13 protein-coding genes are annotated in these 12999 nt (G+C 35.9%); 5 read left to right on the top strand and 8 right to left on the bottom strand.

Going from position 1 to position 12999, the window contains the following annotated elements:
* Window positions 1–194 precede the first annotated feature (194 nt).
* From rpoZ to JFT89_RS28890, 5 genes are all read right to left on the bottom strand, one after another.
* Complete coding sequence (gene rpoZ / locus JFT89_RS28910; RefSeq protein ID WP_002014493.1) at window positions 195–407, bottom strand: DNA-directed RNA polymerase subunit omega; 213 nt, start codon at window positions 405–407, stop codon at window positions 195–197.
* Between the two features lie 2 nt (window positions 408–409).
* Window positions 410–1027, bottom strand: a complete 618-nt coding sequence (gmk, locus tag JFT89_RS28905) for a guanylate kinase (RefSeq protein WP_002014492.1) — start codon at window positions 1025–1027, stop codon at window positions 410–412.
* Window positions 1028–1040: 13 nt separating this feature from the next.
* On the bottom strand, window positions 1041–1304 hold the full coding sequence (remA, locus tag JFT89_RS28900) for an extracellular matrix/biofilm regulator RemA (RefSeq protein ID WP_001251456.1): 264 nt from the start codon (window positions 1302–1304) through the stop codon (window positions 1041–1043).
* Between the two features lie 67 nt (window positions 1305–1371).
* Window positions 1372–2247: a YicC/YloC family endoribonuclease gene (locus tag JFT89_RS28895; RefSeq protein WP_016096224.1), complete on the bottom strand. Its 876-nt coding sequence runs from the start codon at window positions 2245–2247 to the stop codon at window positions 1372–1374.
* Window positions 2248–2346: 99 nt separating this feature from the next.
* The gene (locus JFT89_RS28890) at window positions 2347–5070 is read right to left on the bottom strand and encodes a calcium-translocating P-type ATPase, SERCA-type (protein ID WP_016096223.1); all 2724 of its coding nucleotides are present in this window, start codon (window positions 5068–5070) and stop codon (window positions 2347–2349) included.
* 105 nt (window positions 5071–5175) lie between these two features.
* Here JFT89_RS28890 and JFT89_RS28885 point away from each other — a divergent pair, with 105 nt between their 5' ends.
* The gene (locus JFT89_RS28885; RefSeq protein WP_002014489.1) at window positions 5176–6885 is read left to right on the top strand and encodes an Rqc2 family fibronectin-binding protein; all 1710 of its coding nucleotides are present in this window, start codon (window positions 5176–5178) and stop codon (window positions 6883–6885) included.
* Window positions 6886–6925: 40 nt separating this feature from the next.
* Here the strand turns inward: JFT89_RS28885 and JFT89_RS28880 are convergent, their stop codons facing one another.
* Window positions 6926–8107: a lysozyme inhibitor LprI family protein gene (locus tag JFT89_RS28880; protein ID WP_016096222.1), complete on the bottom strand. Its 1182-nt coding sequence runs from the start codon at window positions 8105–8107 to the stop codon at window positions 6926–6928.
* A gap of 452 nt (window positions 8108–8559) precedes the next feature.
* Here JFT89_RS28880 and JFT89_RS28875 point away from each other — a divergent pair, with 452 nt between their 5' ends.
* Both JFT89_RS28875 and JFT89_RS28870 read left to right on the top strand, forming a co-directional pair.
* Entirely contained in the window at window positions 8560–9630 is a 1071-nt protein-coding gene (locus JFT89_RS28875; RefSeq protein ID WP_016096221.1) for a M24 family metallopeptidase, read from the top strand.
* A gap of 85 nt (window positions 9631–9715) precedes the next feature.
* The gene (locus JFT89_RS28870) at window positions 9716–10240 is read left to right on the top strand and encodes a DinB family protein (RefSeq protein WP_002137963.1); all 525 of its coding nucleotides are present in this window, start codon (window positions 9716–9718) and stop codon (window positions 10238–10240) included.
* A 32-nt stretch (window positions 10241–10272) separates the two neighbouring features.
* Here JFT89_RS28870 and JFT89_RS28865 read toward each other — a convergent pair whose 3' ends face one another.
* Both JFT89_RS28865 and JFT89_RS28860 read right to left on the bottom strand, forming a co-directional pair.
* Window positions 10273–10641 (bottom strand): YoqO family protein, encoded by a 369-nt coding sequence (locus JFT89_RS28865; protein ID WP_016096220.1) that lies wholly within the window; start codon window positions 10639–10641, stop codon window positions 10273–10275.
* 15 nt (window positions 10642–10656) lie between these two features.
* Window positions 10657–11022, bottom strand: a complete 366-nt coding sequence (locus JFT89_RS28860; protein ID WP_016096219.1) for a YoqO family protein — start codon at window positions 11020–11022, stop codon at window positions 10657–10659.
* A gap of 167 nt (window positions 11023–11189) precedes the next feature.
* On the opposite strand from JFT89_RS28860, the gene JFT89_RS28855 reads away from it, so the two are divergent.
* Entirely contained in the window at window positions 11190–12575 is a 1386-nt protein-coding gene (locus tag JFT89_RS28855) for a hypothetical protein (RefSeq protein WP_016096218.1), read from the top strand.
* A 166-nt stretch (window positions 12576–12741) separates the two neighbouring features.
* Window positions 12742–12996 (top strand): YbeF family protein, encoded by a 255-nt coding sequence (locus JFT89_RS28850; protein ID WP_016096217.1) that lies wholly within the window; start codon window positions 12742–12744, stop codon window positions 12994–12996.
* Window positions 12997–12999 lie beyond the last annotated feature (3 nt).

The raw sequence follows: 12999 nt of genomic DNA, 5'->3' as shown, positions 1-12999 counted from the left end.
ATTCGTCCTCTTTCTTTTTCAAACTTATTCTACTGAAATAGAATTTCCAGCTCGTCAGTACCAGTATTTCGTTCCGTCTTTTTCGATTCCTTTTCATCCCTATCGTAAAAAAATAACAACCTACTTGTAAATAGGTTGTTACCGTTACATAGAAAATTATAAAGTCTATGTTTTAATTTGTCGAAAAGAATGTCTTAATCAATTATTGTGTCATCGCTTGGTACATATTTTAATACTTCTAAATCGATTTCTTCTAACGCTTTACCTACACATTTATAAGAAACAGGCTTTTCAATAACACAATTGTCAGCAATTTGCATTTCACGTGCACGCTTTGCAGCTACTGTTACAAGTGTATATTTAGAATCGATTTTTGTTAATAATGAGTCAATTGATGGATTTAACATAATTATAGACCCTCCGTCATTTCTTTATAGTATTTTGCCACTCTTTCGCGGCGGCAATGTTCACCAACCACAATTGCTTTAATTCGGTCGCAAGCTAATTCAACTTGATCGTTTTCTACAACATAGTCATAAGCGTCCATCATTTCGATTTCTTCTTTCGCTACAGTTAAACGATTTTCAATAACATCTTCAGTTTCTGTACCACGGCCGACAATTCGGTTCTTTAGTTCAGATAAACTTGGAGGTGCTAAGAAAATAAATACACCTGCTGGGAAGGCTTTCTTAACTTGAATTGCTCCTTGCACTTCAATTTCTAAGAACACATCTTTTCCTTCTTGTAACGTTTTTTCAACATAATCAATCGGTGTTCCGTAATAATTACCAACGAACTCAGCCCATTCAAGTAACTTTTCATTACGAATCATTTCTTCAAATTCTTCTCTCTCTTTAAAGAAATAATCCACACCATCTACTTCACCTTCACGCGGTTTACGTGTCGTTACTGAAATAGAGTACTGAAAACGTGTGTCTTCATGGCTAAACAGCTCTTTTCGAACCGTTCCTTTCCCAACACCAGAAGGTCCCGAAAGAACGATGAGCAATCCTCTTCTACTTCTCATAAATATGTAAAACCTACCCTTCCTCACTTAAATCTTCTTTATTATTCAAACGATGTGCAATCGTCTCTGGCTGAATTGGACTTAATACTACATGCCCATCATCCATAACAATAACCGCCCTTGTTTTTCTCCCATACGTAGCATCAAGCAAAGCATTATGTTCACGCGCTTCCTGTACTGTCCGTTTAATAGGAGCTGACTCCGGACTTACAATAGCAATAATTCGATGAGCAGATACAATATTTCCGTATCCAATATTTAAAAACCGCATGGCCATAGTTTGCGCCTCCTAGTAAGTCTATCCGATTTCTCCACCACGTATAACTTTATATATTTTTTGAAAGCTACTCAATATTTTGTACTTGTTCACGAATTTTTTCAAGGTTATTTTTCATTTCTACGACATATTTTGAAATTGTTAAGTCATTTGCCTTAGAACCTATCGTATTAACTTCCCTATGCATCTCTTGCACGATGAAGTCCATTTTCCTTCCAACAGGCTCTGTAATTTGCAGTGCTTCACGAAATTGATCTAAATGACTTTGTAATCGAACTAATTCTTCGTGAATATCTGAACGCTCTGCAAATATTGCTACTTCTGTCAACAATCGTTGTTCATCTAAATCTTGGTTATGTAATTCTTTTAAGCGATTTTCTAATCGTTCACGATATTTTTGTGTAACAATTGGTGCATGTGGAATAATTGCATTTACACAATTATGAATCTCTTGCAAACGATATGCTATATCTTTATGTAATCGTTCTCCTTCGCCATCTCTCATCGTTTTCAACATATGAGCAGCTTGGCGAACAGCTTCATATAAACCGGTTTCAAATTGTTCATTTACATTTTCTATTTCTTCAACTGCCGTTACTTCTGGCATTCCCATTAGTTGCCCGAGTGTAATAGAATCTTGTAATTGAAATTCCCCTTTTATATCTTCCATAATGGATTGGTACTGCTTGAGAAGTTCCCAATTCACAGTTAATTTTCTTTCAACAAGCCCTTCGCCTGTTATACTAATAGACACTTCAATACGTCCACGGCGAACTTGCTTTGCAATTATTTTACGAATCTTGTCTTCAAACGCCATCATTTGCTTCGGAAGCCGAATACTCATTTCTAAAAAACGATGGTTCACCGACTTCATTTCTACTGTTATTTGAAAAGTATCGTTTTCTACCTTCGATCTTCCAAATCCTGTCATACTACAAATCATCTTTATCACATCCAAGCCATGAAATAACTCAATGAAAAAGGCAATAGAGACAAGGCTCTACTACCTTCTGTAAATTATATCATATTTTCATATCATTGACTATTTCAAGTTTAATCCCTTCTTATATAACAGCGGCTTTTTCTTTTTCTCCTTTTTTCTTGTTAATAAGGATCCTACTAATAAGAAGGTCGGAATAGATGATAATCCTCCAATTAACAACCAATCTCGTGCTTGTATCGGCATTGTGCTAAAAATCGGCTGTAATGGTGGATAATATATAACTACAAACATTAACAGTAAAGAAATAATAACCGCCCCTACTAAATATATATTTCCAAACGGGTTGCGGTGAAATATAGAATGTTCACTACGACAATCAAATACATGAATAAGCTGAGCCAGTACTAATGTTGCGAAGGCTACCGTTTGTGCATACTTCAATTCATTCGGATGCTGGTTAAATGCAATAATAAACGCTACTAATGTCACTGCTCCGATTAAAAAACCACGACTTATAATTTTCCACGCAAGCCCTCTAGCGAACACCCCTTCTTTCGGATGGCGTGGTGTTCTCTTCATCACATCTCCTTCAGCCTTATCCAAACCTAATGCCATCGCTGGTAAACCGTCAGTAACTAAGTTCACCCATAAAATTTGAATTGGAACCATCGGCAATGGCAGTGCAAGTAACATCGCAAATAACATAACTAAAATTTCACCAACGTTAGATGCTAACAAATACCGAATAAACTTCCGAATATTTTCATATATGTTTCTACCTTCTTTAATCGCCGATTTAATCGTAGCAAAGTTATCATCTAACAACACAAGTGAAGAAGCTTCTTTTGCAACATCTGTCCCTGTAATTCCCATCGCAATCCCTATATCAGCTGTTTTAATAGCTGGAGCATCGTTCACTCCATCACCTGTCATAGCTACTATATGTCCCTTATTTTGCAGCGCCTTAACGATTTTCAATTTATGCTCAGGAGACACACGAGCGAATACATACGTATCTTCTACAATATCTTCTAATGCCTCTACATCCATATTCGCAAGTTCTACACCTTCAACAACGCGTCCACCCGCCGGTAAAACCCCTAGCTGTTCCGCAATTGCCATTGCCGTCACTTTATGATCTCCCGTAATCATTACCGTTCTAATACCAGCTTCCTTACACTCTTTCACCGCTTGCGCCACTTCTAGTCTTGGCGGATCTATCATTCCTTGTATTCCAACAAGCATAAAATCCTGCTCGACTTCTCTTTCATGTTCAATTGAATCTGTAGCTTTTAACGGTTTAAATGCCACCGCAATCGTTCGTAAAGCTTGACTTCCTAAACTATGAATCGCTGCCTGCAATTCTTTTCGATACATTTCACTTAAAGGCTGCTGCTTATTTCCCCACAAAATTGTTTGACTCATTTGCAAAAGAACATCTGGTGCTCCTTTTGTAATAACAAATTTTTTACCTTCACGATCACGAACGATAACGCTCATCATTTTTCTAGTTGAATCAAAAGGAAATTCACGAATGACTTCAAACTTTCCTTTAAGAGCTTCACGTGATATTCCCGCCTTCATTGCAGCAGCAACGAGAGCTCCCTCTGTTGGATCTCCATCTAACACATACGTCTTTTTCTTTTGAATGACATTCGCATTATTACATAAACAGCCAAATGTAAGTAGTTGATACAGTGATTTCGTCTTAGTAGGGTCAATTACTTCTTCACCTTTCATAAACGAACCTGTTGGCTCATAGCCTTGACCTGTTACTTTCCACAATTCTCCGCCTGACCACATATGTGTTACCATCATTTTATTTTGTGTCATTGTTCCTGTTTTATCTGAGCAAATAACAGAAGCACAGCCTAACGTTTCTACAGCTGGCAACTTTCGCACAATTGCCCTCTTTTTAATCATACGCTGTACGCCAAGTGATAGCGCAACCGTAACGATAGCTGGCAATCCTTCTGGAATAGCTGCAACAGCAAGCGAAACCCCAGCCAAAAACATGTGATACACTTCATTCCCTTGATATACACCAGCTAGTACAACAAGAGCCGTCAAAATAAGAGCAACAATAATTAAAATTTTTCCAAGCTGTTCTAATCTTCTTTGTAATGGCGTTTCCATTTGCTCAGCATTTTGCAACATATTTGCAATTTGCCCCATAGCTGTATTCATTCCAGTTGCTACGACTACCCCTGTTCCAGCACCTCTCGTTATCATCGTCCCCATAAATGCCATGTTTTTTTGATCACCAATTGAAACATCTTGACCTTGTAACGCATCTACCTTCTTTTGTACAGGCAATGACTCTCCTGTAAGAGCCGATTCTTCAATATATAAACTTGAAGATTCCACAAGGCGAACATCCGCGCCAATACGGTCACCACTAGAAAATTTAATAATATCACCTAGTACAAGTGCTTTTGACGGCGCTTTTATCCACTTCCCATTTCTTAGTACAGTAACTTGAGGAGCTGCCAATTCTTTTAAAGCTTCCAACGATTTTTCAGCTTTCCTCTCTTGGAAGAAACCGAGGACACCATTAATAATAACAATTGCAACAATTGCAATCGAATCAATATACTCTCCTAAAAAAGCTGAAATAATTGTAGCACCAAATAAAACAAGTACCATAAAATCTTTAAATTGCGCTAAAAACACCATAAGCGCAGAAGGCCGCTTTGCTTCTTGCAATTCATTTGTACCAAATTTCTTTAATCGGCCCTCTGCTTCTTGCTCTGTAAGACCTACCTCCACATTCGTATTCGTTCTTTCCTCCACTTCATGTGCTCGCATTTCATACCAGTTCATCCTGCCATCGACCTCCTGATTCCAGACATACTCTAATGAAAGCTTATTCAGCCTCGTCCAAAAAAATGCTATAATTAACTTTTAGTTAGAAAGGAGTGTTCATTCATGGCATTCGATGGATTATTTACAAGAGCCATTACACATGAAATTGCAAATTCTCTTCAAACAGGAAGAATTTCAAAAATATATCAACCCTCAAAATATGAAGTTTTATTACATATTCGAGCAAACGGAAAAAACCAAAAGCTAATTCTTTCATCTCACCCTACATATGCGCGTATGCACTTAACAAATCAAAACTACAATTCACCAGCGCTACCGCCGATGTTTTGTATGCTTCTTCGCAAACATTTAGAAGGTGGATTTATTGAAAAAATTGAACAAATTGACTTAGAACGTATTATTCAAATTACAGTCCGCAGTCGCAATGAAATCGGTGACGAATCAGTAAAAACATTAGTAATCGAAATAATGGGACGACACAGTAATATTATCTTAGTAGATACGAAAACAAATGTTATTTTAGATAGCTTAAAACACGTTTCTTTAGCGGTAAACCGACATCGTACTGTATATGCTGGAGCTGAATATGTTGCCCCACCGGCACAACATAAAGTTAATCCGCTTCTTATCGAAACAGAAGATGATTTTATTAAACCGCTAGACTTTTTATCTGGCAACATGGACAAACAACTTGTCGGAGCATTCATGGGAATTTCCCCATTATTTGCAAAAGAAGTTGTGAAAAAAGCAGGTATGGCAAATGAAAAAGCATTATCTGAAGCTTTCTTCAGCTTGCAAAAACCTTTGCTAACACATCAGTACGTGCCTGCCATGATAACAGCAAATGGAAAAGAGTTCTTTTACCTATTCCCTCTTTCTCACTTACAAGGAAACGAAAAAACATTTTCATCTGTTAGTGAATTATTAGATCGTTTCTTCTTTGGTAAAGCAGAGCGCGATCGTGTAAAACAACAAGCTCACGATTTAGAACGCTTTATGCAAAATGAAAAAACAAAAAACGAAAAGAAGCTAATTAAACTAGAAAAAACATTACAAGATGCCGGAAAAGCAGATAAATATCAACTATTTGGAGAGCTACTTACAGCCAATATGTACGCTTTGAAAAAAGGTGATAAGGAGATAGAAGTCGTTAACTATTACGACGAAAATGGTGGGACTGTAAAAATCACATTAAATCCTTTAAAAACACCATCTGAAAATGCACAACGCTATTTCCAAAAGTACCAAAAAGCGAAAAATTCAGTCGCTATTGTAGAAGAACAAATCGTAAAAACAAATGAAGAAATTCTTTATTTCGATAGCTTACTTCAACAAATGGAGGTTGCTTCTTCAAAAGATATTGAAGAGATTCGTGAAGAACTGACCGAAGAAGGTTATGTACGTAATCGTAAGAAAAAAAACACAAAGAAAAAACCGACAAAACCAGTATTGGACAAATATTTAGCTAGTGATGGCACAGAAATTTTCGTCGGTAAAAACAATAAGCAAAATGATTATTTAACAACGAAATTCTCCCGTCGTGATGAAATTTGGTTACATACGAAAGACATACCTGGGTCCCACGTTGTCATTCGTTCTCTTGAACCTACGGAAGAGACTTTACAAGAGGCCGCTAAAATCGCTGCTTATTACAGTAAAGCAAAAGATTCTAGTTCTGTTCCTGTAGATTTCACAAAGGTACGCCATGTCAAAAAACCGAGCGGTGCAAAACTTGGATTTGTTACATATGACAATCAACAAACATTATATGTAACACCAGATGCTGATACAGTAATGAAATTAAAAGCATAAATTAAAAAATGCGTTGCTAGCTAGCAACGCATTCTTTAATTTAGTTCATATATCCATTAACTAATTCGTAACATCTTTCTTTTGTCATCTTATATTTCTCTTCCGAAGCCTCTATACGTCTCATCGTTCCATTATTTGGATCTGTACCAATCACTGTAACTTTACTTTCTTTTTCTTTAACCCATGCAATCTGTTTTGTTTTTAATGACTGAAATGCATCAGCTGACATCGTATTTTTTAATGTACTGTAAATTTCATTTAGTTTATTATCCCATAGTTGATAATTTCCTTCTATTTCATTTACTATGTCATTTGTTGACATAACATTTGTATGTTTTTCTTCGTTTTCTAGAGCAACTAACTCATTTAGAGCCTTAGTTTTACCTAATACTGAAGAAGATTCTTTTTTTGGCTGCTTCTCTTCTTTTGAACTAGTATACGTACTGGAATCATTTCCCTTAGCTGTTTCTTGCTCTTGAATAAAATCTTGTTTCGTTACCTTTTCTTGCTCTTCATCATCTACATTGTGAGTAATAACAGATGTTTGGGCATCCACAGCAACTACTCCGTTACTTTCTTTAAAAATATATTTCTTATTTCCACTATTCTCTTCTCTAACGAAAGAGACATTCTTGAAACCTTGAACTCTAAGAATTTCGTTAGCTTCTTCTTTAGTTAACTTTAAATCTACTGGCGTATTTGATGACCATTTATCCATTAACCATTTTCCATCGGTATAAACTAAAACAAATTCCCACGTCTCCGCTTCATTCCCCATATCATTTGCAAGGATAAGCGTCTCAATCTTTAAAACATCATTTTTCTGTGAACAAGTTATTCTCACGTCTGGCTCAATATGAATTGGGAATGGCAACATATCCGTCTCTCTAGACCTATTAAATGTGTCAAGCGACTTAGGTAGCTGATTTTCTACAAACTTATCTGTAACTAATCCCTTAACTCCTTTTTTCGCTGTCTCCATATCTCCAGGATTATTTCGGCTCCATCCATTTTCCTTTTCCATCTCACTAAAAGCGTTTGCTATCCTATCTACGCTCTTTCGTACAATCTTTTTCGCTTCTTTTCCTGTCACTTCTGGTGCTTCATCAAGCTGTTCAATCTTTTCATTTACTTGAACTTTGTTTTCACTTTTTTCACAACCTGCTAGAACAAACATACTAACTACCAAGCAAAATGACATTACTTTACTTAATTTTTTCATATACTCACATTCCTTAATCCTATTTATTCGTTACGTATCCCTATCTTCGAGAGAAACCCAACAATTACCTATTGTATCAATAATTTTTTTATTTATATATTAATTTTTATATTAAAATAAACAATAAATGTAATGTTATTTTCAAATATACACTCTAAACATCGCTTATCCTTTTCTTTCCTAACTTCGATATTCCAAAAAAATTTGACATTATTTTCTCGTATTTGTATAAATTTTTTTACAGTGTGTAAAAAAATCGATTCGATTTTCTTTTCATTTGCTCACTAATATTTTGAAGCAATCCGTAGTTTTCAAATAGTCCTTCCCACAAATAGCGGACAGAGCTTTACTTTACCTTCCCTTATATATATATTCCCCACTATCCTTTCTCTAAAGTTATCTTTTGGCACGCTATTTGCTTTATTCAATACTGTGAAAAGGGGGAAATTAACATGAATTTAAGAATTAATAAAATCCAAAATCAACTACAAAAATATGAAATTGACGGATTACTTATTACAAAAAAAGAAAATCGCCAATATGCAACAGGCTTTACAGGCAGCGCTGGCGTCGTCTTAATCTCTGCGAATAAAGCGGTTTTTATAACTGATTTTCGCTATGTAGATCAAGCGAAATCACAAATAAAAGAAGCTGAAATTATTATGCATAAAGGAAATCTAGAAAAAGAAATCGCAAATCAAGTATCGAAATTAAACATTAAAAAACTTGGAATTGAAGAAAATAACATGACATTACAACAATATAAAAACTTACAAAAATACATACATGCGGAAATGGTGCAAGTGTGCGAAATCATCGAAGATATTCGCATTATTAAAGACACACCTGAAATAGAAACAATGAAAATTGCGGCTAATATTGCTGACGAATCATTTCACCACATCCTTACGTTTCTAAAGCCAGGAATAAGTGAGACTGATGTCCGAGATGAATTAGAATTTTTCATGCGAAAGAAAGGGGCTACATCCTCATCATTTCAAATTATTGTAGCATCTGGCGTTCGTTCTTCCCTTCCTCATGGTGTTGCATCGAATAAAATAATCGAGCACGGCGATATCGTTACATTAGATTTCGGTGCACTTTATAACGGATATTGTTCCGATTTAACACGTACTGTAGCAATCGGCGAACCATCAGAAGAATTCAAAAAAATATATAATGTTGTATTAGAAGCATTAAAACGTGGAACTGCAGCCATTAAGCCTGGAGAAACTGCGAAAAGTATCGATGATATAACGAGAGATTACATTACTGAACATGGATACGGTCAATATTTCGGCCACTCTACTGGTCATGGGCTTGGGTTAGAAATTCATGAACCTCTCCGTCTATCCCAAGAAAGTAAGGCTACTTTAGAAGAAGGTATGGTTGTTACAGTTGAACCAGGTATTTATATACCAAACTGGGGCGGGTGTAGAATTGAAGATGATATTGTCATCACAAAAGAGGGCTATGAGGTTATTACAAAGGCAAATCGGGAACTAATTGTCATTCCCTGTTAAAAATCATGAACTTTTTAACAGGAGTTTTTTCTTTACACATAGAATTCCTTCTCTGGAGTAATTGTTTAAAGAGGGGGAATTTTAATTGAACTTTGTAATCGATAAGGTAGATGGTTTACAAGTTGAGTTTTCAAAACTTGTTTCCATGATGAATTACGCTCGCTATACAACAATGCAGGCTGTCGAAGGCTTAACAATTGAAGAACTTGATTATTTATATGATGATGAAGCAAATTCAATTGGCATGTTATTGTACCATATGGCCGCTATTGAATTTTACTACCAGATTCATACTTTTGAAGATCGTGAACCAACAGATGCTGAATTAGAACGCTGGTTACCTGCTGTTGAGTTAGGAAATCTTGGACGTGAGAAAATAAAAGGAAACTCAATAGAATTTTACATAAATACGTTACAAGAAGTGCGCTCTAAAACGATCGAAACATTTCAGTCTTTACCTGACGAATGGCTATTTAAAACAACCGACTTTTGGCATGACAAACCAGCAAATAACTACTTTAAATGGTTTCACGTATTTGAAGATGAAATCAATCATCGCGGACAAATTCGTTTAGTTAAAAAGATGCAAAAATCACATTCAGTAAAATAAGAAAGTGCCACCGAATAAGGTGGCACTTTCTTTTATTCATTAGCGAATAGCTTTTCGTTTACTTTTTTACCGACCACTGCTAGCGCTATTAGAATGCATATTAAATATAACAATTTCGCGATAAATAACCACCCTTGAAAAATTACAATTCCATCTATTATCTCATTTCCTTTCAATAACAAAAACGGAATCGTGCTAATTATAATGACAAACTCGATGCTGAAAACAATTTTCTTTTTTCGACTATATGCCTTCCATTCATCCCAGCGATACATAGGAGCAAAAATCAATACTCCTATACATAATATTACTGGTACCCATTCACTTTTAAGAAATTGCCCCGAAATAACTGATAATATTAAACAACCGAGCACACCATAATACCCTATTTTCTCTCTCATTCGTACTCCCACATTCTACTTCTCCTTTAATATGTAACTTGCTATTCTTATCATGACTCTTAGAAAAATAACGACTACAATTACAAGATAAAGACCTTTCGCAGAAGACATCCAATCTTGAAAAATAGACATTTTCTCCATTTGCTTTTGGCCCTCTATTAAAATAACCCCTACGACAAATGAACAAACAACAATGATACCTATCATAATTCCAATACTTTTCTTACCATGTTGTTTCATGTCATCCCAACGATATAACAGTATAAAAACAAACCCAAAAACAGGTATGATACTTATCCATTCATTGTTTGTAAGCAGATTTAAAATGATTAATAGACTACAAGATATGATAAATCCCCAAAATCCAATTTTTTTGCGCATAAGCCCTCCTTAAATTCCATTTTTAGGATTAATTGTATTGTATCATCCATTTTCAAGTATTACCATTACAGTACATGAAATTTCACTTTTTTTCTTTTTCCTATACTCACATACCTTCACCGCTTTCATACAATGAACTACACGAACGCCTAAAGGATGTGAATGCCATGGGAGTTGAATTAACGCTTTTACATGCTCTCTATGTTCTTTGTTTACTCACTATTATTACCTTTTTTATTTTTAGAAAAGATACGACGATCATTTGTATCGTTTTTATCTTTTTATTGGCATTAACCGCAACAGGTTCTATCCCTCTTGCCATTAGTGGTATTTTTCAAAGTTTCATTTACGCCATTACCGAACTATTACCAACTATATTGATCATCTCCATTATCGTATCAATGAGCAATCTACTCGTTCATACCGGCATAAATGATACGATGATTTCACCATTTACAAAAATGATTCGTACACCTGCACATGCCTACTGGATTATCGGTCTTTTAATGATGACAATTTCCTTTTTCTTTTGGCCTTCTCCAGCTGTCGCCTTAATGGGGGCCATTTTATTACCAGTCGCTGTACGCGTCGGCCTTCCGCCAATTGGAGTCGCAATCGCTATGAACTTATTCGGACACGGCATCGCCTTATCTGGTGACTTCGTTATTCAAGGTGCACCGAAATTAACTGCAGATGCTGCTGGTCTCCCTGTTTCCAGCGTTGTTTCTGCCAGTGTTCCCCTCGTTATCGTTATGGGTATTGTGACAACTTCTGTCGCATTTTTCTTCTTACGAAAAGAATTTCATACAGGCTTATCTATACAAGAATCTATCCCATCAACCGAGCCTTCTAAAACGCTCACTTCATTATCTCCTCGGGCAAAAAAATGGCTTGCTATTTGCATTCCAATCGTATATGCCATCGACATTCTTTGCATGATGCAATTTAAACTACAAGGAAGCGACGCAACTGCACTTATCGGCGGGACGACAGTTATTATGATTAGCATTATTTCTCTCATCGCCTACAAAGGAAATGGACTAAATAAAACGACTGATTATTTTATAGAAGGACTCCAATTTGGATTTAAAATTTTTGGTCCAGTTATTCCAATTGCTGCACTCTTTTATTTAGGAGATAGCGGCTTTGTGAAAATTATCGGGGACTATTTACCAAAAGGTTCACATGGAATCATTAACGACTTAGGAATCGCCTTATCTCAAACTGTTCCTTTAAACCAATATGTATCGGCAGGAACATTAACTATCGTTGGTGTCATAACAGGCTTAGATGGATCTGGCTTTTCCGGTATATCACTTGCTGGTTCGATTGCCAATCTTTTCGGAACAGCACTTGGGCATGGAACAGCTACATTAACAGCACTTGGGCAAATTGCAGCAATCTGGACCGGCGGTGGCACTTTAATTCCTTGGGCGCTTATTCCTGCCGCTGCCATATGCAAAGTAGATCCGTTTGAACTTGCACGCCGAAACTTTTTACCAGTTGTGATTGGCTTAATCGTCACCACGATCGTTGCGATGTTTATTCTATAGCGTAAGCGAGTATTCTCTTGCTTACATTTTTTAATGTGAAATCAATCATTTATTACTGACTTTCAAAAGGGATTATGTATATGTTAGCGAAGTTATATTAGGAGAGTATTTATTTCAAAACGTTTACGAGAAACAGATTACTTCAATTAGAAAAGGGGACATAACTATGAATGAATTGATTTTTGTCTTATTAATTTGTCCATTACTTATCTTTATCGTTTCTGTTATTGGAACACGTAGAACGAGAATGTACTATGTAATGCCAATTGTAACGTTTGCTAGTTTTTTAATAGTAGGTGCTATCGCCTTCCCTCCAAAGTTTTTCTTTTGGGTCGGTATGTATAGTATCTTCTCATTTATTATTTCTTATATGACTCTATTGTTTGTGAGAGGATATGAAGTTGCAGAAAATAATAAGTAGTTA

The sequence above is a fragment of the Bacillus sp. TH25 genome (assembly GCF_016650935.1).
Taxonomy (GTDB): Bacteria; Bacillota; Bacilli; order Bacillales; family Bacillaceae_G; genus Bacillus_A; species Bacillus_A mycoides.
Note: the sequence above shows the minus strand (reverse complement) of the source record. Positions and strands in the feature narration are given on the sequence as shown.